The 22663-nt window shown below is 64.4% G+C and carries 22 protein-coding genes and 2 pseudogenes; 10 read left to right on the forward strand and 14 right to left on the reverse strand.

Annotated elements, in window-relative coordinates:
* Positions 1–39 precede the first annotated feature (39 nt).
* The 11 genes from fabI to KBI52_RS22185 form a co-directional block, all read right to left on the reverse strand.
* A complete protein-coding gene (fabI, locus tag KBI52_RS22135) occupies positions 40–846 on the reverse strand; it encodes an enoyl-ACP reductase FabI (protein ID WP_210811755.1) in 807 nt (268 codons plus the stop codon).
* Entirely contained in the window at positions 843–3260 is a 2418-nt protein-coding gene (locus KBI52_RS22140; RefSeq protein WP_210811756.1) for a DUF3141 domain-containing protein, read from the reverse strand. Before KBI52_RS22140 ends, fabI begins: the two co-directional genes overlap by 4 nt.
* Before the next feature lie 29 nt (positions 3261–3289).
* The gene (locus KBI52_RS22145) at positions 3290–3799 is read right to left on the reverse strand and encodes a hypothetical protein (protein ID WP_210811757.1); all 510 of its coding nucleotides are present in this window, start codon (positions 3797–3799) and stop codon (positions 3290–3292) included.
* Between the two features lie 17 nt (positions 3800–3816).
* Positions 3817–5025: an acetate/propionate family kinase gene (locus KBI52_RS22150; RefSeq protein WP_210811758.1), complete on the reverse strand. Its 1209-nt coding sequence runs from the start codon at positions 5023–5025 to the stop codon at positions 3817–3819.
* Between the two features lie 3 nt (positions 5026–5028).
* Complete coding sequence (locus KBI52_RS22155) at positions 5029–6006, reverse strand: phosphate acetyltransferase (RefSeq protein WP_210811759.1); 978 nt, start codon at positions 6004–6006, stop codon at positions 5029–5031.
* Positions 6007–6244: 238 nt separating this feature from the next.
* Entirely contained in the window at positions 6245–6733 is a 489-nt protein-coding gene (locus tag KBI52_RS22160) for an AraC family transcriptional regulator (protein WP_247654567.1), read from the reverse strand.
* 106 nt (positions 6734–6839) lie between these two features.
* A complete protein-coding gene (locus KBI52_RS22165; RefSeq protein ID WP_210811760.1) occupies positions 6840–7139 on the reverse strand; it encodes a hypothetical protein in 300 nt (99 codons plus the stop codon).
* The gene (locus tag KBI52_RS22170) at positions 7136–7858 is read right to left on the reverse strand and encodes a DUF2092 domain-containing protein (protein WP_262265672.1); all 723 of its coding nucleotides are present in this window, start codon (positions 7856–7858) and stop codon (positions 7136–7138) included. The genes KBI52_RS22165 and KBI52_RS22170 overlap by 4 nt, the downstream gene beginning before the upstream one ends.
* A gap of 591 nt (positions 7859–8449) precedes the next feature.
* Positions 8450–8743 (reverse strand): hypothetical protein, encoded by a 294-nt coding sequence (locus KBI52_RS22175; protein WP_210811762.1) that lies wholly within the window; start codon positions 8741–8743, stop codon positions 8450–8452.
* 289 nt (positions 8744–9032) lie between these two features.
* Entirely contained in the window at positions 9033–9473 is a 441-nt protein-coding gene (locus tag KBI52_RS22180) for a hypothetical protein (protein WP_210811763.1), read from the reverse strand.
* A gap of 436 nt (positions 9474–9909) precedes the next feature.
* Complete coding sequence (locus tag KBI52_RS22185) at positions 9910–10281, reverse strand: hypothetical protein (RefSeq protein ID WP_210811765.1); 372 nt, start codon at positions 10279–10281, stop codon at positions 9910–9912.
* Between the two features lie 469 nt (positions 10282–10750).
* Between KBI52_RS22185 and KBI52_RS22190 the strand changes: the two genes are divergently transcribed.
* The 5 genes from KBI52_RS22190 to KBI52_RS22210 all read left to right on the forward strand — a co-directional run bounded on the left by KBI52_RS22190 (position 10751) and on the right by KBI52_RS22210 (position 15929).
* The gene (locus tag KBI52_RS22190) at positions 10751–11626 is read left to right on the forward strand and encodes an outer membrane beta-barrel protein (protein WP_315974869.1); all 876 of its coding nucleotides are present in this window, start codon (positions 10751–10753) and stop codon (positions 11624–11626) included.
* 205 nt (positions 11627–11831) lie between these two features.
* Positions 11832–12797: a DUF2279 domain-containing protein gene (locus KBI52_RS22195; RefSeq protein WP_210811767.1), complete on the forward strand. Its 966-nt coding sequence runs from the start codon at positions 11832–11834 to the stop codon at positions 12795–12797.
* 1119 nt (positions 12798–13916) lie between these two features.
* Positions 13917–14129, forward strand: coding sequence for a hypothetical protein (locus KBI52_RS22200; RefSeq protein ID WP_210811796.1), 213 nt, complete (start codon positions 13917–13919; stop codon positions 14127–14129).
* A gap of 21 nt (positions 14130–14150) precedes the next feature.
* Entirely contained in the window at positions 14151–15020 is an 870-nt protein-coding gene (locus KBI52_RS22205; RefSeq protein ID WP_210811769.1) for a hypothetical protein, read from the forward strand.
* An 87-nt stretch (positions 15021–15107) separates the two neighbouring features.
* Complete coding sequence (locus KBI52_RS22210; protein WP_210811771.1) at positions 15108–15929, forward strand: lytic transglycosylase domain-containing protein; 822 nt, start codon at positions 15108–15110, stop codon at positions 15927–15929.
* A gap of 59 nt (positions 15930–15988) precedes the next feature.
* On the opposite strand, the gene KBI52_RS22215 is transcribed toward KBI52_RS22210, so the two are convergent.
* Positions 15989–16282 (reverse strand): hypothetical protein, encoded by a 294-nt coding sequence (locus KBI52_RS22215; protein WP_247654568.1) that lies wholly within the window; start codon positions 16280–16282, stop codon positions 15989–15991.
* A 49-nt stretch (positions 16283–16331) separates the two neighbouring features.
* Positions 16332–16715: a transposase gene (locus KBI52_RS22220; protein WP_210811772.1), complete on the reverse strand. Its 384-nt coding sequence runs from the start codon at positions 16713–16715 to the stop codon at positions 16332–16334.
* Between the two features lie 249 nt (positions 16716–16964).
* Between KBI52_RS22220 and KBI52_RS22225 the strand changes: the two are divergent.
* From KBI52_RS22225 to KBI52_RS22245, 5 genes and pseudogenes are all read left to right on the forward strand, one after another.
* A pseudogene (locus tag KBI52_RS22225) lies at positions 16965–17159 on the forward strand (DDE-type integrase/transposase/recombinase); the annotation flags it as partial.
* 153 nt (positions 17160–17312) lie between these two features.
* Positions 17313–18203, forward strand: coding sequence for a bile acid:sodium symporter family protein (locus KBI52_RS22230; protein WP_210811774.1), 891 nt, complete (start codon positions 17313–17315; stop codon positions 18201–18203).
* 54 nt (positions 18204–18257) lie between these two features.
* A complete protein-coding gene (ppk2, locus tag KBI52_RS22235) occupies positions 18258–19079 on the forward strand; it encodes a polyphosphate kinase 2 (protein WP_247654569.1) in 822 nt (273 codons plus the stop codon).
* Positions 19080–19110: 31 nt separating this feature from the next.
* Positions 19111–20946: a SulP family inorganic anion transporter gene (locus KBI52_RS22240; RefSeq protein ID WP_371823201.1), complete on the forward strand. Its 1836-nt coding sequence runs from the start codon at positions 19111–19113 to the stop codon at positions 20944–20946.
* Between the two features lie 12 nt (positions 20947–20958).
* Positions 20959–21600 carry a CYTH domain-containing protein gene (locus tag KBI52_RS22245; protein WP_210811777.1) on the forward strand — a complete coding sequence of 214 codons (642 nt, stop codon included), beginning with the start codon at positions 20959–20961 and terminating at the stop codon, positions 21598–21600.
* Positions 21601–22402: 802 nt separating this feature from the next.
* On the opposite strand, the pseudogene KBI52_RS22250 reads toward KBI52_RS22245, so the two are convergent.
* Positions 22403–22663: pseudogene (locus KBI52_RS22250) on the reverse strand (IS110 family transposase); the annotation flags it as partial.

The raw sequence follows: 22663 nt of genomic DNA on the forward strand, positions 1-22663 counted from the left end.
GACCTCCCTTGGTTTATCTGCTCATGCGTGGGGCTAACCTCACGCCATGATACTGAGCCCACCATCGACGTAGGTCGTCGTTCCGGTCAGCCGCCGGGCGAACGGCGTGGTCAGGTAGGCCGCCGTCAGGCCCACGTCGTCGATGTCGACCAGCTCGCCGATGGGCGCCCGCTCGATAGCCTCGGTGAGCAGGACGTCGAAGTCCTTCAGGCCGGAGGCCGCCCGGGTCTTCAGGGGCCCGGGTGAGACAGCATGCACCCGGATGTGCTTGTCGCCCAGCTCGTAGGCGAGATAGCGGACGGCGCTCTCCAGCGCCGCCTTCACGGGGCCCATAAGGTTGTAGTTCGGCACCACCTTGTTGGCGCCGTGATAGCTCATTGCCAGAAGCGTGCCGCCCTCAGGCATCAGGGGCTCGGCCAGCCGCGCCATGCGGATGAAGGAGTGGCAGGAGATGTCCATCGCCACCTTGAACCCTTCGGCGGAGCTGTCGACGAGCCGACCCTGCAGGTCCTCCTTCGGGGCGAACGCGATGGAATGGAGCGCGATGTCGAGGCTGCCCCAGGTCCCGCGGATCTGTTCGAAGACAGCCTCAAGCTGGCCGTCCTGAGCCACGTCACAGGGTGCAAAGACCGAGGCCCCGAGCTCCTTGGCAAGGGGCTCGACATACGGTCGGGCCTTCTCGTTGAGGTAGGTGACCGCGAGGTCGGCCCCGAGTTGGCGGAAGACCCGGGCACAGCCATAGGCGATGGAGTGCTCGTTGGCGATGCCAATGACGAGCGCCCGCTTGCCGTGCAGGATCTTCGACTGGATGGCAGCTTTGGTCAGGTTGGTTGGTTGGTCGTTCATGGTCTTGCCCTCGTGCGTCGGGCGTCGCGGGCCCGATGAGCGGTGCCCGGCCTCGCGACCGCTTCCGGATGGCCCTTCGCCGGTTCTTCCACCAGCGTCACCGTGATCGGCTCGCCTTTCGCTTTGTGGTCAGCATCGTCTTCGGAGAGGAGGCGCCTGATCTCCGCCAGCAAAGTGGTCTGCTTGTCGTTGGCCTCGATCCGGCCCTCCAGGCGGTCAAGCAGATCGAGCAGCCGGCGCCGGTCCGCGGACGTGCGCAGAAGCTTCGGCAGCGCCAGGAGCGCCTTCACCGGTTCGTAGTCGACGATGTAGGACTGCTCCCGGATGATCTCGCGGGCTTCCTCCGCCGGCATGTCGAGGAGGCCGATATCCTTGCCGACGAGGTCCCGCGCCCGCTTCATGGCCGAGAGCCGGCGCCGGCCGGTGCCGGCCTTCATCAGCAGGAGCGCCGCACGGACGATAGCCGCGGTCCGGGTTCCCTCCTCGATACGGGACAGCGCCTCCTTCACGAGAGGGGTATCCCGGACGTCGATGGGTTCCTCCGGGACGGCTGCCCGCTCCTCGACGGCCATGCCGATGCCGGCCGGGCCATAGGTGCGGAAGAAGGTGTTCTCAACCGCCGCGTCGCGCAGGTCGCGATAGAGATCCAACGAAGCGGACGTCATGGCGGCCGTCCAGCGCTCCATCATGGCCATCGGGCCGTCATTGTCGCGGGGTGCCCGGTTCGCCCTGGCCATATCGGCCATGCCCTTGAGCGGCCACAGGAACGGGTTGAGGTCAGACACTGCCCAGCGCTGCGCCCGTTGCGGGTGCATCGCCCGCCTCATGGCCGCCCCGGTGGGGGTCACCACGGCCGATACGGCAGGATGAACGAACGTTTCGTAGCCGGAGACAAGTGCCTCGGAGACGGTCTCGACGGCCTTGAACGGCGCCTCATCCTTGCGGCCATACTTCTGCAGGACGCGAAGATCCTCGACCCGGCGCTCGGTCAGCATCACGTCGTAGCGCACACTGCCGTTCGCCTTCTGCTCCTCGACCTGCATACCATAGAGGCCAGGTGGCAGGTGTTCGATGTATTCGATCAGGTCGACGATCTGGCTGTGCTCGCGCTTGGCGACCGCACCTGAGACGAAGATGCCGAGATGGCCGACGCTCTTGTGCATCAAGCCCACGATCACCTGCCCGTTCGCCTTAAGGGCCTCCGTCGTCGGATAGAGGTCGGCGACCCAGTTGAACGCTTGTTGCGGCGGCGTGATGTTGTCGCCCAGCGACGCGAACAGGATGATCGGCGACTGGATCGCCCGCAGGTCGAAGGCGCGCCCCTCGGACCATTCGGCGTCGCCATCAGCGAGGTTGTTGCCGACGAACAGGTTCTCGACGATCCACTTGATCTCCTGCCGGTCCATCAGGAAGAAGCCGCCCCACCAGCGCTCGAACTCAAGGAAGCGCCCCGGCTCGGTGTCGATCTTGGAGAACAGCGTGTAGTACTTGTCGAAGTAGGTGTTGGCGGGATTGAGATACTCGAAGTTCTCGACCAGGTGGGCCCCGTCGAACGTGCCGGCGCCAAGATCGCTGGCGAGGAGCGCCGGCCAGGTGCCGCCGAGCATGCCGCCGGCGTAGCGCATCGGGTTCTCGCCGTCGTTGCCGGCCCAATAGGACATCGGCGCGCCATTGATCACGATGGGACCGACGAGGTCCGGTTCGAGCGCGCCGACCAGCATCGAGGCCCATCCCCCCTGGCAGTTGCCGATCACGACCGGCTTGCGGGTCTTCGGATGGCGTTCGCCGACAATGCGCAGGAACTCGGCCTCGGCGCGCGAGACATCCGCGAGGGTCTGCCCAGGCACCGGCTCCGGGAAGAAGATGACGAAGTAGACCGGATGCCCGGCCTTGAGCGCCACCCCGACCTGCGAGTCCTGCTTGAAGCCGCCGATGCCCGGCCCATGGCCGGCCCGCGGGTCGATGACGACGAAGGGGCGGCGCTCCGGGGCGGTTTGGACGCCGTCCGGCGGGAGGACGCGCACGAGGGCATAGTTGGCAGGCCGCTCGAAGGTGCGGGCGTCCGCGACCATCTCCCACTCGAAGTCGAGCAGCGGCGGCTTGCCGGCCTTCTCATGCTCGATCCAGTTGTTGCCGCGCTGGCGCAGGGTGTCCCAGAACAGGATCGAGCGCTGCGTGAAGTCGAGCCAGTAAGCACTTGCATCGCGCCAAAGATCCAAGGGCGATGCTGCGCGACCCGCCACCTCCCTCATGGGCTCGCTCGCAGCCTTCGCCGCTTCCAGGTAACGCTGCACCGCCTTGGCGTAGCGCTCCTGGTAGACCTCCACGACCTTCGTCTGCACGCGGCCGAGTTCGGTCAGCCTCTCCTCCAGCCCACGCTGGTCGGTATCGGTCGTCGGTTCGTTTCGCGGCATTGGAGCCATCCTCGGCTGCAAGGTTGGTCTTACTGCTTGGTGTCGCCCCACTTGAGGAAGAAGCCGACGTCGCCCGGCAGCCCACCGGGCCACTCGATGATGAGCGCGCTCAGCCTGAAGCCTGCGGACCGGAGCTGGTCGCGCCACAGCTCGTAGGCCTGGCGCGGGCGCCCGGTGAGGGTGTCGGGCCACGCCGGATCCGAGTTGTTGATCGCGCGGCCATGATCCGTGCACAGCGCGTTGGGGAAGCGCATCACCATCAGCTCGGTCTGGCCGCGCTCCGCCGCCGCCCGCAGCTTCGACTTCAGCGGCTGCAGGATCTCCTGCAGGCGCTCGGGCGTCAGGTCGATGGGCTCGGCCATCCGCTTGATCAGATCGTGGCGCGCCTTCTCGGCGCGGTCCATGCCATCGACCGACTTCATGGCTTTCGCCATCTGCATCTCGGTCATGTAGCTCCGCAGATCGGCGGCCGACATGAACGTCTCGTCCGCAAGCTCCTGCTGCGCTTTTTCGTCAGGCTTGGTCTTCAAGGCTTCCATGACATCAGTCTCCTTGGTCAGGATGCAAGTTTGGCCGGCATGGCGCCGAGCACGCTGCGCGTCTGCCGGGCAATCACGAGCTCTTCGTTGGTGGGAATGACCCACGCCGTGGGTCCGGATCCGGCAGAGATCCGTGGGCCGCCGCTGCGGTTGGCCGCCTCATCGAGGTGGAGCCCGGCCCATCTCAGGCCGCTGATCACCTCGGATCGGGTCGCCACGTCGTTCTCGCCGATGCCCGCGGTGAAGACGAGGCCGTCCAGGCCGCTCAGCGCCGCCACGAGCGAGCCGATCTCGCGGGTGATGCGGTACACGAACAGGTCGATGGCGCGCCTGGCGTTCGGATCGCTCGCCGCCTTGGAGCGCAGCACCCGCATGTCGTTCGAGAGGCCGGACACCCCAAGCAGCCCGGACTTCTTGTACAGCACGCTCTCGGCCTCCTCCGGGCTGAGCCTCATCTCCCGTAGCATGAAGAAGATCACCCCGGCATCGACGGCGCCGCAGCGGGTGCCCATCGGCAGGCCATCGAGGGCGGAGAAGCCCATCGTCGTCGCCGTGCTGACGCCGCCATTGAGGGCGCACAGGCTCGCACCGTTGCCGAGGTGAGCGACAATCACCCGCCCCTTCGCGAGCTGCGGGTCGTAGTCCTTCAGCACCGACGCGACGTAATCATAGGAGAGACCGTGGAAGCCGTAGCGCCGCACGCCGCGCTCGCGCATCTCGCGCGGCAGGGCGAACAGGGTGGCAATGTCGGACTGCGTCTGGTGAAAGGCGGTGTCGAAGCAGGCGACCTGTGGCATCCCCGGCAGGCGGCGGCGCACGATCCGGATCGGTTCCAAATTGTGGGGCTGGTGCAAGGGTGCGAGCGGCACCAGCGCCTCAAGCCTCTGGACCACGGAGTCGTCGACCAGCACCGGGCTGGAGAAGGCTTCGCCGCCATGAACCACCCGGTGCCCGATGGCGACGGGCTTGCGCTCCTCCCGAAACTGGCTCAGCCACGAGACGAGGTGCATCAGCGCCTCCTCGTGCCCGATCCGATCACCCGAGCTCCAGGTCATCTCATCCAGGAGTTTTCCATCGGCGTCCTTGACGATGAAATGCGCGGAGCCCCCCAGGCCTTCGTAAAGCCCTTTCCAGATGAGCCGCGGTTCCCCGCCGTGGACCATGTCGTAGACCTGGAACTTGAGGCTCGACGAGCCGGCGTTGAGAACGATGAGGACGGGGATCATGGCTCAGACCTCCGGCATGGAAAGCTGCTTGCGCTGCGCGTCCGCGACCAGCGAGGCGACCGCGCAGGAGGCCAGTCGGGTGATCGTCGAGTCGGCCCGGCTGGTGAGGATGACCGGCACGCGGGCGCCGAGCACGATGCCGGCGGCATCCGCGTCGGCCAGGAAGGTCAGGCTCTTAGCCAGCATATTGCCGGCCTCCAGGTCCGGAACCACCAGGACATTGGCCTGCCCTGCGACGGGGGACTGGATCTTCTTGATCTTGGCGGCGCCGAGGTCGATGGCGTTGTCGAGCGCGAGCGGGCCGTCGAGAATGCCGCCCGTGATCTGGCCGCGGTCGGACATCTTGCACAGCGCCGCAGCCTCGATGGTCGACGGTACCTTCGGATTCACGGTCTCCATCGCCGACAGGATCGCCACGCGCACGGGATCGACGCGGAGCGCTTTTGCGAGGTCGATGGCGTTCTGGACGATGTGGATCTTGTCCTCCAGGGTCGGCGCGATATTCACCGCCGCGTCGGTGATGATCAGCGCCGTGTCGTGGTCGGGAACGTCCATGACGAAGCAGTGGCTGATCCGGCGAGCCGTGCGCAGGCCGCCCTCCCGGCGAACCACGGCCGCCATGATCTCGTCCGTGTGCAGGCTGCCCTTCATCAGCGCCTCGGCTTCGCCGGACCGTACGAGGTTGACGGCCTCCTCCGCGGCCGCGTGACTGTGCCGGGCCTCGACGAACCGAACGGCAGACAAGTCTTTGCCGAGCGCCTGCGCGGCGGCTGTGATCCTGGCCTGCGGCCCGACGAGGATCGGCTCGATCAGGCCGAGCCCCGCCGCCTCGAACACCGCCCCCAGGGAGGCCGCATCGCAGGGGTGCGCCACAGCCACCTTCAACTTTGGCAGGGACTGGGCTGTTGCTACGAGCCGGTCGTACTTGTCGTGCCGCCGCTGATCCTGAGACACACCTTGGGCTGTAACTGCAACCGTCATGACTGCCTCCCTGTTGTGCACGCGATGGGTTGGCGCCGTTGGCTGCCAGAAGGGGGCCGCGGAAGCGGGACATGCGCCCGGGTCCGCAGCCGCTCGGCCTGATTGCCGGAGCCAGTATGATCCCTTCCAACCTTGCTGCTTGACCCCTTGGGCCATTGCATTGACAGTTTTGGACTGCCGGGGTGCCAGCCGTGTGTCCAACGAGCGGGAACCCCGTCTCGGCCGTCCCGGAAGACCTTTACCGCCCGCCTCCCGCCACCGGCCAGGTGGCCATGTCAGGCAGATTGTCCGACCGGCTTGGGCGTCGGCCAGAGGCCGCACGGAGACGGCGCGGGTTGCGACGCCGCCACGCTTCCCGTCCCCCGAGATGATCGTTGCGCCACGCCGACGGGGTCTGCCCGGACCAGCGCCGGAAGGCGCGCGTGAAGGCGCTCAGCTCGGAGTATCGCAGGACCGCCGCGATCTGGCCCAGCTCCATGTCGGTGTTGGCCAGCAGCTCGCACGCGATCTCGAAGCGGGTTTCGTTGGCCACTTGCCGGAACGAAAGGCCTTCGGCGTTCAGGTGCCGGTTCATGGTGCGGCGGTGCATCGAGAACAGGCGGGCGACGCTGTCCGCATAGCAGGTGTCCCTCAGCAGTTCGGTCCGCAGCACCCGGCGCAGATCCTGGGCCAGAAGTCCGATGTCATCGGCCGGATGCGGGTCGTCTGGCCGGTGGGCGAATGCCATCTCCATTGCTCCCTCTCCTTTCCGGCAATCTAGCGGGCCCAAGCATATCCACTCCGGAGCCGCCCGCCTGAGCGTCCGTGTTGAGGGGCGGTCGGAACAGCACTGTCTACGGGCAGCGGTAGACGATCTGGCCGTACGAATTCACAACCTGCCGGCAGCCGGGGGCAGCGTAATAGTACGTCCCTGCTGCCGCAGCCCCGGCGGCTGCTCCATAGGCAACGGAACGACGGGTGGTTCGGCGGGCCACGCCGGCATAGCTCATCGGCGTTGCCGGCCTCCCGATCCTTGCCTCCGCCTGACTGATGAACGAGCCGAACGGCGCTGGCCCGTTACCGCTCCAGAACAGGGCCGCTCCGGCAGCCAACACCGTGAGGGCCGCAAGGCCTGCGGATTTGAGCGTGCTCATTTGGTGCCTCCGGGAACGATGCCCTCTGGGATTTCATCGATGTCCTTGAGGACAGCAATCGTCACGCCGCTGGAGCCGTCCGGCGGCTTGAACGCAAAGGCGTCCAATGCCGGGCTGACGCCGGTCTTCCAGTCCCTGAGCCGCAGCGTGTACTGGGGCGCGGCGCCGACCGCCTTGCTGGTGATGACGTATTTGCGCGGCACCGGGCGTTCGCCGACCTCGACCCAGATCTGCCAATCGGTGTCGAGGTTGCGGAAGGCGAGATGCTCGCACTCGATGCCCTCGACGACGCCGCGGCCGATATGCTTGGCCTCAAGCACCCCCGCCATCAGCTCGTCGTAGGGCTTCGACAGCAGGAGATCGGCTCCCGGTAGTTCGAGCGAGGCCTCGTTGCGGAGCCTGTCGACAGCCTCATCGAAGGAAGTGGATCCGGTCACCTGGGCGAACCGGTTGCCGCCACGGTCATAGACCGTCACGTTGGAACCATCCGAGATGAGCTCGACATCAGCGTAGCCACCGGTGCGGCTGATGCGGAACCTGTTCGGGCGGCTCAAGGCGACGTCGCCCGAGGCGCTGAACTGGATCTTCTCGACCGCCGGGGTCACCACCTCGATGTCGGCATCATATTTCAGCGCCAGGTTCTCCTGGCGGCTGACGTAGTCGGCCATGGTTTTCAGGATTTTCTGAGCCTCCCCGTCCTCGGCCCCTGTGGCAGGCACAGAAGCGCCTGTGATAGCCATAGCAGCGAGAAGACAGAGAGCCGCCCTCGTGGGCGCGGCACCCTGAGATCGAAAGATAACGTGCTTCATTGTCGGTGCCTCCTTGGTCCGCCTCCCGCACCTCAGTCGGCCGTCAGCACGGAGACTGCGCAGATGCCCCCGGATCATTCGCCATCTTTGGGATCAGCGTAGACCAATCGCGGCGGCGTGCTTGACCGGTGAGGACAATCCGTTGACAGTTTTGCTCGCGAAGGACGGGAAACCCGCAAACGGTCTTGGGCTTGCCGGGACGTCCTGGTCCATTCGGATCCGGCGACACCATCGAATGACGGTGCTGTCGTCGGGCGACGGGAAGCAGGGCTCAGATTCTGCTCGTCCTCGCCTCCATAAAAAAGCTCCCTCACCGGTGATGGGAGGGAGCAGGCGTTGGAGGTTTCATGAAGAAGGTTGCCTTATGTCTCACGCGGCAACAATCCCTCTTATCGTCCCGGAGCATGGCGAATTCGCGCTGACCCGGCATCAGCCTTGGTTCTTTGCGGTCCAACGCCCCGAACAGGTGATCCGCCCTGTAATGATCAAGGCGCCGGAACCCTACCACCCCTTCAACTCCCCGGTGATGTCGGGCCGCCCTCTCGGACGTTGAACGCTGACCCGAACGCGTCCGCTTTGCTCCAGTCCGCCGGTGACCTTTCCCCCTGCCTGTCGCGAGGCATTGCGGGCAACCCCGTTCTCAACCAGGATTGTGTAACGATGCGTCCTGTGACAGGAACCCATCTCGGGGGTGGCCACGACCCTCCAGCGTCCGTCGAACTGCTGCGCCAGAGCCGCAGAGTCGATCAGCGCCGATGTCACGGTGAAGACGGAGATGAGCAGAAGACGATGCATGGGAAGGTCTCTCAAAACTGGAGCACCCACCTGATCGATGGCGCTTTGCAGTCACCTCCCAGCCGATCTGCCCATGTCATAGTGATCGTGGACAGATCAGCCGGAACGAACAGAAACTCGCGCGAGATGACCGGAATACCTCATGCAACCGGCCAAAGGTGCCACCTCCCTATCGCGCGAGTGCTCGCCTCCGGGTGTCTAGCTCGACAAGGGCCCCGCTACGCCATCTTGGGCGGCGCAGGATGTTGTCACTGCGGGTCATCGATCGCCCGGCACAACACCTCATCGGTCACTGCACACGGCGGACCATGACCTCCCCGGCGCACGCGATGGGGATGCGAGCCTGGAGCTGCCGGTCATACATCGTCCGGCAGGGGACCCCGTTGAATGTCCGGATCTCATTCGGAGTCGCATAGGGGAAGAGGGAATTCGGCGTGCCCGCAATGGGAACTCCACTGGCTACAGCCGCGCGTGTGCTCCCGGTCGTGGCCACATCGACTCTGGCGACCGGGACGTCCCCGCCGGCGCAGGCGATCGGGACACGCGTGCCGAGTTGCTTGTCGTACATCGTCCGGCACGGAACGCCGTTAATCGTCTGGATTTCGTGAGCGGCGGCGTAGGGGAAGGGTGAACCCGGCGTGCCCCGGACCGGATTGGGCTGCGCCACAGTAAGCCCGATCCCGCCAACGGTGATCAGAGCGGCACTTGCAAGAACGGTCAACGTCTTCATGGAAGCCTCCTTGCAGCTTAACAAGCCATTTGTCCTGCTGGCTCATCGTGCCTCCAGGCGGCAAGCCTAGGTCATCTTGAACGAGACGAGAGTGGAAGATGGCCGACGCTCCGCCATTCGCGGGGCATTCCTCGTCACAGAACTGCGTATTATCTCCTGTAACCCACGTGCCGTGCTTGATCGAATACGACAAACTCTTGACGGTTTGAGCCAAGGCGCGACTAAAAGCATGCCGGGTTGTTCCAACCAATGGGGAACGGAGGCCGCCATGCTTGATCTGCTAAGCCTGGGGAATTTGCGCTGCCTACGCGTTAAGATATCGTCGGGTTCGGCATGCTTCGCGACGCCTTCCTTCCACAGGCGGCTCCCGTAGCCGATCCTGGATGCGCCTCTCTCGGGTGCAACAGAGCCTCCTGGCTGATCCAGCAGGCCGACCTCAGCCCCATTTGGAGGCGGTCCACCGTCCTGAGCAGGCAATCCTCCCCGCAATGGTCCAGTGGCCAGAACCCGAACGCTCCGTGAGCGTCCCTGTGATGTCTGTCCGTGTCCCTTGCCGTTGGACGCTGCCCCGAACGCGCCCACTTGCCTCCAGGCCGCCAGTCACCTTGTCACTTGTGCGCCGCGAAGCCGCGTTGCGGGCCACCCCGTCCTCGACCACGACCGTATAATAGTGCGCCCTCCGGCAGGCCCCCTTCTCGGGAATGGCGTGGACACTCCAACGTCCATCGAACTGCTGCTGTGCCAGAGCCGCGGAGTCCAGCAGCCCCGCTGTTACGGTAAGGACGGGGATGATCAGAAGGCGCTGCATGGAACTGTCTCCCAATACTGGAGTCTGCCTTATAGGATCTTGGTCATCACCCGCGTGCCTGGGAGATCGGACTACCTTGTCTTCGCGCCACCGAGAGGTCTCGGATCCCGCTGCGTCTTCGCGAACCCCGCCGCTTCGGTCGCGTTGCATGAGGCTCTTCGGCAGGGCCGTGTTCCCAGTGATCAACCTCAGGCTATCAAGCCGACAGAAGTCTTCAGGCAAGAACCTGATGTCGTACAGAATAATACCTGAATGGGAACCTGTCTAAACTATTGCCGATCGTTATCGATCGTATTGTCTGACCCAAGGCAAAAAACCCTGCCCCAGGGGTAAGGGGCAGGGTTGAGTGATCTCCTCGCCTTCGGAGTCCTCCGAAAACCCAGACAGTAGGCCACGCCCCTGCGCTCGAGTCAAACGATCCAGTGTATTGGCAACCCGATAGGCTTGTATTCATGTCAGCAATACTGACATGGACAATGAATTCAATCTGGTGTTGCTTTCGTGCCATAGCCAGAACTTGGCAGCGCTGCATACTGCCCCTTGCGACTCCTCGCACAAGGGATGGAAGCACATGAAATCACGTCTTCTCGGCCTCTTGGCCGCTACGGCACTCTCCACGGCTGGCGTCATGACCGCCTCTGCCGCCGATCTTCCCCAAGCGCCGCCTCCTGCGCCGATCGTTGCAGCGCCGCTCTTCACCTGGACCGGCTTCTATGCCGGTGTGAACGCCGGCTGGGGCTGGCGCGACAGCGATCAAGAAACTGTCGTCCTGGGTGGTGCCGTTCCCGGTACGCTGTTCTTCCCTAACAACGACGACGGTGGATTCACCGGCGGTGCTCAGATCGGTTACAACTATCAGATCGGCTCCTTCGTGATCGGTCTCGAGACCGACATCCAATGGGCCGATACCGACCAGGATGAGAATGTTGCGTTTATTCCGGCGGGAGCCCCTGGAACCTTCGTGCCCGGAGAGTTCCGCAGCAACCTGTCGGATTGGTTCGGCACGGTGCGGGCCCGCGCCGGCGTCGCGTTCGATCGCGTGTTGATCTACGCCACGGGCGGTCTGGCCTATTCGGATGACACCACTGGCTGGGTGGCCGGCGGCGGTGTCGAATGGGCTCTGCCGGTGAACTGGTTCGGCTCCTCAGCGGTGACCTTCGGGCTTGAGGGCCTGTGGCTCAGCTTCGATGAGGATGACGACGACTTCGGCAACGGCTTTGTCGGCACGTTCACCCCGACAGGTGGCGGAGCGCCGGTCGAACTCTTTGCCCCCGCCGTCGGCAACGACGACAACGACTTCTTCGTCGCGCGGGCCAAGCTGAACTTCAAGTTCGGCACCTACTGAGCCGTTGATCCAACACATGGAAAGGCCCGGCACAGCCCGGGCCTTTCGTTCGGCCGCCTGCCATAGAAAGATCCGGCCGAGGAATTCGGAAGAGAATCAGCTCATGCGGGTCGTCGCCTTTGTCGCTTGTCTTGCAGTCATCGGGACCGTTTTGCTCCCTGAGGCACCCCTGGCGCAACCGAGTGGACCATCGGAGTCCCGCTCGGTGGCCCGAGCGAAGAAGCACCATGCGAGAACGCCGGCGGTCGCAGCCGGACCGACGGTGCCAGCTGCGACAGCAAACCTCGAGCCGACACCGGTCCCTCCGACGTTCTACTCGTTCAGCCAGTTGGGCGATCATCTGCACGCAATTCGCTGGGAGCTGGCCATCGTCGGAGCGGGCATGGCCATTGTCGGCTTCAAGGACTGGGATTGGGGCAACACCTCCGGGTTCCAGACCATCGAGGAAGGATGGTTCGCCAAGAACACCCGTCACGGCGGCATGGACAAGATCGGCCATTCGTTCTCGACCTACGTCATTGCCGACCTGCTGACGGACCGGATCCGGGCCAATGCCACGGATCCCACGGGTGCCCCGATCACGGCCGCGCTCGTCGCATTCGGCATCATGAGCCTCGCCGAGACCATGGACGGGTTTACCGGCCGGCACCGCTTTTCGCGTGAGGACATCGTGGCGAACGGCGTCGGCGCGCTCTTCTCCGTCGTCCGGAATTCCGTCCCCGGCCTGCGGGAGAAGCTGGACTGGCGGTTCATGTACACACCCGCGAGTTTCGAGCGGCCCGGCATCACCACGGGGGATAACGGCATTCTCCCCCCATACGAGCGCCAGCGGTACATCATGGCGCTGAAGGGCAGCGGCTTCGAGACGCTCAAGGATACGCCCCTGAGATACGCCGAACTGCACGCGGGCTTCGATGTACGTGGGTTCCAGGACAAGGAGCGCGAACTCGGCTATCCGATCGAGCGCTCGTTCTATGTCGGGGTCGGGCTGAACCTCAACGAAGTGCTCTTCGGAACGGGACCCAATCCGAATTTCGCCCGGTACAGGGACACTCTCCCGGGCTGGGCCGCACGGAAGACCTTGGAATACGTGCAGGTGCCTTACACGTCCGTCTATGCCAAGAGCCGCTTCTCGACGATCCGCCGCGAGGGAACGACGTTCGTGGACTAGGCTGGCCAGAAAGCGTTGGCAGATCGAACCATCAGAGCCTGCTGAACGCGACAAGCGCTTGCGCTCAGGCGTCAGCACGGGTCGAGAATCCGAGAGGCATGGATAGCGGTCGCTCTCTGACAGAGTGAGGTTGCTAAACCACTCACACCGGAGACCACCGATATTCATTGATCCCCAATCCGAGCCGAACTCTCTTCCGGTGGGCCATCTCGCTCAGTCCCGGCGCTCCTCACGGCGCTCTGTGCGTCCGGTCCGCCGTGTCTGACGCCGCTGATGACGTCCTGTCCGCCGCTCCCCGCGCCGTTCCATGCCTGGGGTCTGAGCCTCAGCCTCTGACACCATCAGAACCGCAGCGGGTGCTGCCAGGGCGAGTGTGGCTGCGAACCCCACGAGAGAAAGAGCATGGCGGCGAGAGATCATGTCTGAAATGATGATTTCGCTCATGTCCAGAACTCCATCGCTGGTGGCCTTGAAGATCCCTTGGCTTGTCCCCCGGCTTCATCACGAACCTTATTGACGCTTACCGAGCTCGAAGAACTGTTCGGGGGCCGCACCATCCTGTCAGCCTTGAGGGAGACAAGATCAATGCGAGCGGCCCGAGGCATGATGGCGGCCAACGCCCGGAACCAAAAGAAGCCTGTTCATTGCTATCCTCCCGCTCGCCGACAGATGCACCGTACGGCGCGAAGCAGGCGGTCATTAGCAGGTCCATTGTGATGCCGTTTGCAGAACATGCTTGATCGTTCAGACCAAAGGCTTGCCATTTTTGACCACAGGCCCAGGCGCGGACCATGCATCATCCCCGGTGGTCATCGGCGCTGGGATCAAGCATCCCCCGAGAGAGGCCGTGGGGACTTCTCTGCTCCGGGCGTCCTGCATTCTCTTTCCCCTCTCGACGCAAGCGTGCCTGCCTGCAACGAAGCCGGAGATGTGAGCCCGTCGGGCAGAAGCCCTCTCAAGCTGAAACGGGATGCGTCGGCGGCTGTCCAAAAAGGACAAGCCGATGGCTCAGCCGGTCAAGCAGCTCCGGCCCGTGAGTCTACGATGAGAGGCAGCGTCAGTCGGTCGACGCCAGACAATAGATAATGCACGATGTGCAATCTACCGCTGATACTCGTCGTGACAGGCCGCGTCACAGCCTTTCTCATCGCCCTTCCGGTGTCGATCGGCGGAAGCCAGTCGAATGCAACGGCGCCGGGTCACGCGAGCATGATCAGCATCGGCCTCAAATGCGCCACCGCTCAGGCAGACGTCGGCCAACCAGGCACGCCCGAGAGCGTGGCGGGCGTGGCCCGGCGGTCGACACACCGTGCGGTTCGGCGCCATGACTAGACCTTAGGCATGGAGGCGGCGATGGCCCGCTCCACCGTGACAATTTTGGGGGGTTACGCATGTTTGCTGACTCTTCTCTTCGTGCCTCCAGCCCGCGCGGACCCCTTCTTCGTTCAGGTCTACGGGCGAACCTACAAGGTCGATCCCCGGTATCCATCCGATGAGCTTAAGGGCCCCAAACCGCGGGAAGCCTTACAGGTCCTCCCCGCCGACATCGCCAGAGGTCCCGGCTTCAAGCCGTCACACGAACAGGTCCTTGCCGAAGTGGAGGAACGGACCTGGATTGCCCGCAGCCAGCTCGAGGACGAACTGGCGGAGAGCTCGTTCTCCCGCAAGGGGCGATATGCCGGAGCTGACGTGGCGGCGGTCGAGCCGGAGACCACGGGATCACTCGCGACCGGAGCGGCACAAGCCCGTGAGCCGGAGTTGCAGATGCTCTATGATCGACACAGAGCCCTCAACCTCCTCGTGCGGGAACTGCGGCGGTCGATGGGCCTTCCGGCGAAGACCCCGGAGGCAGGGTTCTCTCGTCCAAAGCTGTCCTCGGAGATTGAGGCCAGCTACCACAGCTTGGGCTTCGATCCCCTCGATGCCTACTATGGCTTCAGGCGCGTCAAGGCCGCCTTCCGGTCTGGCGATGTCCAACTCCTTGACCGAGTGACCCATTACCCTTTGTCGATTACGCGCAAGGCCAAGCGGATGATCCGCAACCGTGAGCAGCTTGTCGCAGTGAAGGATACGGTCATGAGCCCGCGCATTCGGGAGGTCGTCGCAAACACCAGCTTCGAGACGGTTTTTGTCCGGGATAAGGGGATGATGCTTGGGCAGGGCGGGGTCTGGATCACCCACGGCCAGTCCGGCTTCGGATTGGGTGTCATCGATCTCCGATGACAGCCATCCCCGCCAATCATGTCCCATCACGGCCAGGACAATGCGCCAGCCTTTCGTCCGATTTGAGGGATGGGAAAGGAGATCCGCATGATAACAGGTGGGCAGTTCAGGATCGTTACTATCGCAGCCTTGGTGTCACTCGTGGGGATGGCCAGCGCCGCGGGTGCCGCGCAGTGCGGCAGCACGGTGGCGGGCTTCGAGGCGTGGAAGCAGCAGTTTGCCGATGAGGCGAGAGCACGGGGCATCAGTGCCTCAACCATCGCGGCCTTCAGGGGAGCGACCTATGCGACGGCCACCATCGCGGCCGACCGGGGACAGAGAAGCTTCCGCTTGTCACTCGATCAGTTTCTCGCCAAGCGGGGCGGCTCGACGATTGTGGCGCGTGGGCGTTCACTCAAGCAATCACATGCGGCCCTCTTTGCATCCCTTGAACAACGCTACGGCGTTCCGCCGGGACCGCTCCTGGCGATCTGGGGGATGGAGACAGCCTTCGGGCGGCAGCGCGGGAACCAACACACTCTCTCGGCCGTGGCGACCCTCGCCTATGACTGCCGCCGGTCGGCCTTCTTCACCGACCAGCTCTACGCCACCCTGACCCTGATCGACCGTGGTATTCTCCCGGCCGGCACGCGCGGCTCCATGCACGGCGAGATCGGCCAGACCCAGTTCCTGCCCAAGAGCATCCTGAACTACGGCACCGGCGGCAATCTCGATGTTGCAGCCAACGCGCTCGCCTCAACGGCCAATTTCCTCAAGGCTCATGGCTGGCGTGCGGGCGCAGGCTACCAGCCCGGCGAGCCCAACTTCAGCGTGATCCAGGCCTGGAATGCGGCTTCGGTTTATCAGCGGGCCATCGCACTGATCGGTCGGCAGATCGATGGAGCAGAGGGGTCGTCCGCGAGACGCTAGGGGCGTGCTTCGGCGCCGCGGCTCCGCCAGGAGAAGGCAGATGCATCATGCCAATCCCCTTACGCCTTTGGGTGGGGAACCCGTCCCAGCCAGGTGATCGAGACGAAGGCGCCGATCCAAGAGCCGAGCGCCGCGAAGGCAACGTAGATGGCGTGCTCCGTGTGGCTGATGACCGCAAAGGCCGAGAGCAGGTACCAGATGGCGCTCCAATTTGCTGCCTGGATCCGGTGCCGGGCCACCACGGCCGCATTGAAGAACACGTAGGCCGCATCGGTCGTGACAGTGGCCGGCTCCGCAACTCCGGCCAGTCCGCTGGCCACCCCAGCCGTAGCGCCACGACCTGAGGTGAGCATGGAGAACAGAGTGGATCCGGTTTCTGAGGCGGGTCATCTGTGAGACCAACTATGTGCGCTCCACCGTGATACGGCGGCGTGTCTCGGTCTCCTCGTCTGGCATCCAGACCTCAGGCAGGAACCCGCTCGCGTGGAGCTTGGCCAGCACGCGAGCATCGATCTTGTCGGTCTTGACCTTGGCCGAGGCAATCGCGCGCACCAGATTGGGATTGGCAATCACCACACGTGCCACGAAGGGCGACAGCAGGCGCACGATGGCGCTGGTGTTGCCGGTCGCCTCCAGGACGACCTCATCCTCCCGCTTCAGGGTTTTGGCAAAGTGCAGAAGGCGGCTGCGTTTGAGATCGACCTTGCCGGCATCCCGGATGGTTCTGTTCTCCAGGATTGCCATCTGGGCGAAGGAACGATGGACATCAAGCGCAATGATCTTCATCTCCGGCTCCCGTTGGGTTGAACAACTTCGGGAGCCAGCGGGCCACACGACACCTACGGATCCGCGCTCGCAGCGCACCCGGGCCAGTTGAAGGGGCGGCCAGATAACAACACGAGCTCTCAGCTCATCAGGTAGCTCGGCCTGCCCACCTTACGTGCTCCCGACACCCCTATCCCGGTGCGCCGACGATAACTGATCCATCAGCTTTCAGAAACCCGAATGGAGGTGTCGCGCCTGTTCATGCCCGATAACAATCGCATTGAGCAGGATCATCGCGCCATCAAGGGGCGGGTTCGCCGGATGATGGGGTTCAAGTCCATGAATAGCGCCTGCGCTGTGCTGGGCGGCATCACAATGGTTCACATGATGCGCAACGGACAGGCAAAATATGCCTGCATTCCGCAGCCGGTACTGGTCGAGCAGTTCGACCTACTCGCCACATAGGCTCTGGGTAGGTATTGCTTGCGCTTCCGCCCCAAGTCCGAATTTGCAACCCATCTGTCCGATCCGGTCAAGCGTCTGTCCCTAAGCGTCAAGCCGGTTGAGCATATCGGCGCGATGATGAAGATCGCCCCCGGCCATGATGGAGAATCATGTATGAGCCTGGATCAGGGGATCAGCCTTCTCGTGTCCGTAACACTGATCGAAATAAGCTTTGCCACCGGGCTCGGCGTTCGGCTTGCGGACGTGACGGGTGCCGCGAAAGACGGGCCGCAACTCCTTGGTGCCGGCCTGGCCAACTACGTGGCCGTTCCGGCGGCCGCCGTGACCCTCATCCTCGTGGTGAACGGCGACCCGCTGGTTGCCGCCGGGATCCTGATCCTCGCCGTGTGCCCGGGCGCGCCCTACGGCCCGCCGCTGACAGCCCTAGCCTGGGGTACCACCGCAACCTCGGTCGGGCTGATGGTGATCCTGGCTGGTTCGTCGGTGGTGCTGGCGCCTCTGCTTTTGTCCCTCCTCCTGCCCCTCACGACCGGGGGAGCGGATCTGCAAGTTGATCCGCTCGAAATGCTTGCCGCCATCGTGACGACCCAACTCCTCCCGCTGTGCTGCGGGCTCGCCATCAGCCAACGGCGGCCCGCTCTGGCGGCACGGTGGCTCGGTCCTGCGTTTTCGATCAGCAAGATCCTCAACGCGGCCACCCTGGCGCTCATTCTGACATCCCAATTCTCACAGCTGCGAGAAGTCGTCCGGCCGGGCGGGATCCTGGCCATGCTGACCCTTCTCGGCGTCAGCCTCGGTGCCGGATGGATTGCCGGCGGGCAGAGAAGCGGGGACCGCAAGGCGGTGGCGCTCACAACTGCAATCCGGAATGTCGGCCTGGGTCTGATGATCACGACCAGCACGTTTCCCGGCACGCCGGCCGCCACGGCGGTTCTCGTCTATGGGCTCGTGCAGCTACTCGGGTCGTTCCTGCTGGCGCTCTGGTGGCGGCGGAGTCCGTCGATGATAGAGGCGCGGTCAGACGGTCGCGCGAGGACACAATGATGCAGTCATGAAACGTGACGCCGAGAGGAGCCTATGATGAGTCGAGACGAAGCCATGACGACCAAACAAGCCGCGGTCGACGAAGCGGATGCGGCTGCCACGCCCATGAAGCGCAAGGAGTTCGAGAGCGAGCTGAGGAAGCTCCAGGTCGAGCTCGTCCGTCTGCAGACCTGGGTCAAGACGACCGGCGCCCGGATCATCGTGGTGTTCGAGGGGCGTGACACGGCGGGCAAGGGCGGAGTGATCAGCCGGATCACGCAACGTGTCAGCCCCAGGGTGTTTCGGCACATCGCCCTCCCCGCGCCGACTGAGCGCGAGAAGAGCCAGCTCTACATCCAGCGTTACATCGCCCAGTTTCCGGCCGCCGGGGAGATTATCCTGTTCGACCGCTCCTGGTACAACCGGGCTGGGGTCGAGCGCGTGATGGGGTTCTGCACCGATGGGGAATACGAGCGGTTCATGCGCCTCGTGCCCTCGTTCGAGCAGGAGGTCGTCGACAACGGCATCATCCTGCTCAAGTACTTTCTCGACGTCAGCCAGGACGAGCAGCGCCGGCGCTTCGCCGACCGGATCGAGGATCCGATCAAGCATTGGAAGCTCAGCCCGATGGACACCGAGTCGGTGCGCCGCTGGTGGGACTACACGCTGGCCTACCAGGCCATGCTGCGGGCCACCGACACGCCGGCTTGCCCCTGGTTCATCGTGCCATCCGATGACAAACGTCGGGCCCGGCTCACCCTGATCTCCCACATGCTCAGCCAAATCCCCTACAGGAAGGTCAAGGTCGAGCTGCCGAAGGTTCCAAAGGCGGAACCCAGACCCAAGGGGGTCAAAGAGGGCCTGCACGCGGGGCACATTGTGCCGGCACGGTACTGAGCGCCATGAGGGAAACGGCCGGAGCGCAGTCATGGTCGGCACGCACCCAGTGGATTCACCTTCCCCCGACCGGACGGGAGCCATGACCATGCCGCCTGCCGATGAAAGCCATGCGATACGCGGACAAGAGGCTCGAAGCGAAGGCGAACAGGACGCGACCTCGACGTTCATGTGGATGGGCCATGAGGCCGGATGGTTGCGCTGGATGCCCGGGCTCAGCACCCTCCTCCGGTACAAGATCGCATGGCTGGGCCATGATGTCGTGGCCGGTCTGGTGCTTGCGACCATGCTTGTCCCCGTCGGAATCGCCTATGCCGTGGCCTCCGGCCTGCCGGGCATCTGCGGCCTCTACGCCACGATTGTCCCGCTGCTAGTCTACGCCGTGTTCGGGCCCAGCCGCATCCTCGTCCTCGGCCCGGACTCGGCTCTCGCGGCCGTCATCCTCGGCGTCGTGCTGCCATTGTCAGCCGGGGATCCGCAGCGCGCCGTCGCCCTGGGCGGCATGATGGCACTGGTATCGGGGACGGTCCTGGTCCTGGCCGGACTAGCTCGCCTGGGCTTCGTGACCGAGCTCCTGTCCAAGCCCATCCGCTACGGCTACATGAACGGGATCGCCTTGACCGTCCTGATCAGCCAACTCCCGAAATTGTTCGGCTTCTCGGTCGAGAGCACCGGACCATTGAGAGACCTATGGTCAATCGGCGGAGCCATCCTGGCCGGCAGGACGAACTGGGTGGCCCTTGCGATTGGTTTGGGAACACTGGCGACCATCCTGCTGCTGCGGGGAAGCCGGCGCGTACCCGGCATCCTGGTCGCGGTGGTCGGCTCCGCTGTCCTTGTCGGCCTGTTCGACCTCGCGGACCGCCATGACGTCTCGATCCTCGGGTCTCTTCCTGCGGGTCTGCCCCGTCTCGCGCTTCCTTGGATCGAGGCCCGCGACATCGTACCCGTGCTGATCGGAGGCTGCGCCGTCGCCATGGTGTCGTTCGCCGATACCAGCGTGCTGTCCCGCGCCTACGCCGCGCGGACCCGCACCGCGGTCGATCCCAACCAGGAGATGGTGGGGCTCGGGGCCGCCAACCTCGCCACCGGGTTCTTTCAGGGCTTCCCGATCAGCAGCAGCAGCTCGCGCACGCCCGTGGCCGAGGCCGCCGGAGCCCGCACGCAACTGACCGGCATCGTCGGCGCGCTGGCCATCGCCCTGCTCTTGCTTGTGGCGCCCGACCTCCTCCGGAACCTGCCGACGTCCGCCTTGGCCGCCGTCGTCATCGCGTCGGCCATCGGGCTGTTTGAGGTCGCCGACCTCAAGCGGATCCACCGCATCCAGCGCTGGGAGTTCTGGCTGTCGATGGCCTGCTTCGCCGGGGTGGCGGTGTTCGGCGCCATTCCGGGGATCGGGTTGGCGATTGTGATCGCGGTGATCGAATTCCTGTGGGACGGCTGGCGTCCCTACTCCGCAATCCTTGGGCGTCCGGCCGACATCGAGGGCTACCATGACGTCACGCGCCATCCGGAGGCCCGTCGGATTCCCGGCTTGGTCCTGTTCCGCTGGGATGCGCCGCTGTTCTTCGCCAACGCGGAGCTGTTCCGCGAGCGCGTTCTCGCTGCCGTGGCGGAATCGCCGACCCCGGTGCGGTGCGTGGTGGTCGCGGCGGCGCCGGTCACGAGCGTCGACGTGACCGCGGCCGACGCCTTGGCCGAGCTTGACGACGCCCTGCTGGCGCAAGGCGTCGAGCTCCGGTTCGCCGAACTGAAGGATCCGGTCAAGGACAAACTGCGGCGGTTCGGGCTGTTCGACCGCTTTGGCGAGACACGGTTCTTCCCCACGCTCGACGCGGCCGTGTCGCGTTACCACGGAGCGACATGAAGAGGCTTAAGCATGCCTGTCGAGATCGAGCGCAAGTTCCTGGTCAAGAGCGATGAGTGGCGCAAGCCGGAACCCGGCCAGCGCTACCGCCAAGGCTACCTCTGCAAGGGTGAGGTGACCGTTCGGGTTCGGTGCGGCGCGTCTCGCGGCTTCCTCACCATCAAGGGAGGCGGCAAAGGTCTCGGCCGGCCGGAATTCGAGTACGAGATCCCCTTGGACGAGGCGGAGGAGTTGCTCAAGCTCTGCCCCCGCCCGCTGATCGAGAAGGTGCGCCATGAGGTCCTGCACGCCGGTATGGTGTGGCATGTGGACGAGTTCGCCGGCGAGAACGCCGGCCTCGTTCTCGCCGAGGTTGAGCTTCGTCATCCTGGACAAGCGGTGGTGCTGCCCGATTGGGTCGGCGAGGAGGTGACGTCGGACGAGCGCTTCCGCAACTCGCGCCTCGCCGATGTGCCTTGGGGCAAAGGTTGGGGTGGGCCGCCCCCGAAGAGCCGTCCTCTTCGGATGGAGCGGAGCGGGAGCGCCATCGCTCCCACGCGGGTCTTAGCAAATGGTATTCGCCCCCGCGCAGGATCAACAGGACAGGACGAAGCGAGCGGCACTCCTGTCCGGGGACAATGGAAGGACGCTCAAGAGAAAGACGGTGCCCCATGAAATTGAAACGGAAGACAGACCCGGACGGAACGAAGCTTCAGGAACTGCGGGCAAAGGCCCTCCGCCGCAGCGACAAGTTGGCCAACACGCTTCGCAAGCTCGCGGATAAAGGTGACCTGAACGATGCATCGATCGAACCCCTCCTGAAGGCGCTGGAGCAGGTCTTGCCGCGCCTGCGCCGGCTCGCGGGCCAGCATGCTGGCTCGCCGGCCAGCCAAGACGACCGACAAGTTGAAAGGGCCTCTAAGGCTGAGCACGGAATTGCGGCTCCGCCGAAATCGAGGAGCATGAAGGTCAAGCGGCAACCGGCCCCCGCGAGGTAGGGCGGACGTCAAGTGGTTGGCGCCCTACATTGGCAATGCGGGTCCCGACGCAGGTCCTAAATCTGTTGCCAGGCGACATGGTTCCTGTGGACCTCCACCAGAGGGATTCCGTGGCGCAACGAATGTCCGTAAGCGGCTCGGTCCGATGTCCGTCCGGCGCACATGGCCTGCCGCAGCACCTCGCAGGGCGCCCTCATGTCTGGATGGCGCCCGTTTGGCAACGTGATTATTGATGATGCTTGGGCCTAGCGGGGCGGGTGCGGTCATGTCTCCGGCCTTCGAACGCGGTACTTCATGACCGCTGGCCCTGATGTTTTGCGCTGGAATCTGGTCCCTTTCAACTTATCGCGCTTGGCTGACGCAAGACGATGCCACGGGTTTGCCAGTTCCGGCGGTCCATATCCGCTTGGCTTCACATCATCTCATCATCACCGTACCAACTGGGTTGCCCTGATGGGCGAATGGTCTCAACGGGTCGTCTATGATGCCGCCGATGCGGCAGCTTCCTGGCTCCTAGGCTCGTAAGCCGTGCTTCTGGCCATGACTGCCCAGGCGATCCAGGCGATCTTGTTGGCCAGCGCAACGGCGACCACCTTGAACGGCTTCTTAGCCAGCAGAGTTCGGGCCCAGTCCGCTATGGCTGTCCTGGTCTTACCGGACTTCATGCTGTAAAGGGCCGCGTGCGCTCCCACGACCAGCAGCTTGCGCAGGTGCCGGTTGCCCATCTTGGAGATGGAGCC

The sequence above is a fragment of the Microvirga sp. HBU67558 genome, assembly GCF_018069605.1.
Taxonomy (GTDB): Bacteria; Pseudomonadota; Alphaproteobacteria; order Rhizobiales; family Beijerinckiaceae; genus Microvirga; species Microvirga terrae.

Coding starts and splice junctions, on each gene's coding strand:
- KBI52_RS22240 (WP_371823201.1), top strand. CDS start 19,111: ATGGTCGGCACGCACCCAGTGGATTCACCTTCCCCCGACCGGACGGGA.
- KBI52_RS22190 (WP_315974869.1), top strand. CDS start 10,751: ATGGACAATGAATTCAATCTGGTGTTGCTTTCGTGCCATAGCCAGAAC.
- KBI52_RS22215 (WP_247654568.1), bottom strand. CDS start 16,282: ATGCTCACCTCAGGTCGTGGCGCTACGGCTGGGGTGGCCAGCGGACTG.
- KBI52_RS22245 (WP_210811777.1), top strand. CDS start 20,959: ATGCCTGTCGAGATCGAGCGCAAGTTCCTGGTCAAGAGCGATGAGTGG.
- KBI52_RS22185 (WP_210811765.1), bottom strand. CDS start 10,281: ATGCAGCGCCTTCTGATCATCCCCGTCCTTACCGTAACAGCGGGGCTG.
- KBI52_RS22180 (WP_210811763.1), bottom strand. CDS start 9,473: ATGAAGACGTTGACCGTTCTTGCAAGTGCCGCTCTGATCACCGTTGGC.
- KBI52_RS22220 (WP_210811772.1), bottom strand. CDS start 16,715: ATGAAGATCATTGCGCTTGATGTCCATCGTTCCTTCGCCCAGATGGCA.
- KBI52_RS22150 (WP_210811758.1), bottom strand. CDS start 5,025: ATGATCCCCGTCCTCATCGTTCTCAACGCCGGCTCGTCGAGCCTCAAG.
- KBI52_RS22210 (WP_210811771.1), top strand. CDS start 15,108: ATGATAACAGGTGGGCAGTTCAGGATCGTTACTATCGCAGCCTTGGTG.
- KBI52_RS22145 (WP_210811757.1), bottom strand. CDS start 3,799: ATGGAAGCCTTGAAGACCAAGCCTGACGAAAAAGCGCAGCAGGAGCTT.
- KBI52_RS22175 (WP_210811762.1), bottom strand. CDS start 8,743: ATGCATCGTCTTCTGCTCATCTCCGTCTTCACCGTGACATCGGCGCTG.
- fabI (WP_210811755.1), bottom strand. CDS start 846: ATGAACGACCAACCAACCAACCTGACCAAAGCTGCCATCCAGTCGAAG.
- ppk2 (WP_247654569.1), top strand. CDS start 18,258: ATGACGACCAAACAAGCCGCGGTCGACGAAGCGGATGCGGCTGCCACG.
- KBI52_RS22160 (WP_247654567.1), bottom strand. CDS start 6,733: ATGGCATTCGCCCACCGGCCAGACGACCCGCATCCGGCCGATGACATC.
- KBI52_RS22155 (WP_210811759.1), bottom strand. CDS start 6,006: ATGACGGTTGCAGTTACAGCCCAAGGTGTGTCTCAGGATCAGCGGCGG.
- KBI52_RS22140 (WP_210811756.1), bottom strand. CDS start 3,260: ATGCCGCGAAACGAACCGACGACCGATACCGACCAGCGTGGGCTGGAG.
- KBI52_RS22165 (WP_210811760.1), bottom strand. CDS start 7,139: ATGAGCACGCTCAAATCCGCAGGCCTTGCGGCCCTCACGGTGTTGGCT.
- KBI52_RS22205 (WP_210811769.1), top strand. CDS start 14,151: ATGGCCCGCTCCACCGTGACAATTTTGGGGGGTTACGCATGTTTGCTG.
- KBI52_RS22230 (WP_210811774.1), top strand. CDS start 17,313: ATGAGCCTGGATCAGGGGATCAGCCTTCTCGTGTCCGTAACACTGATC.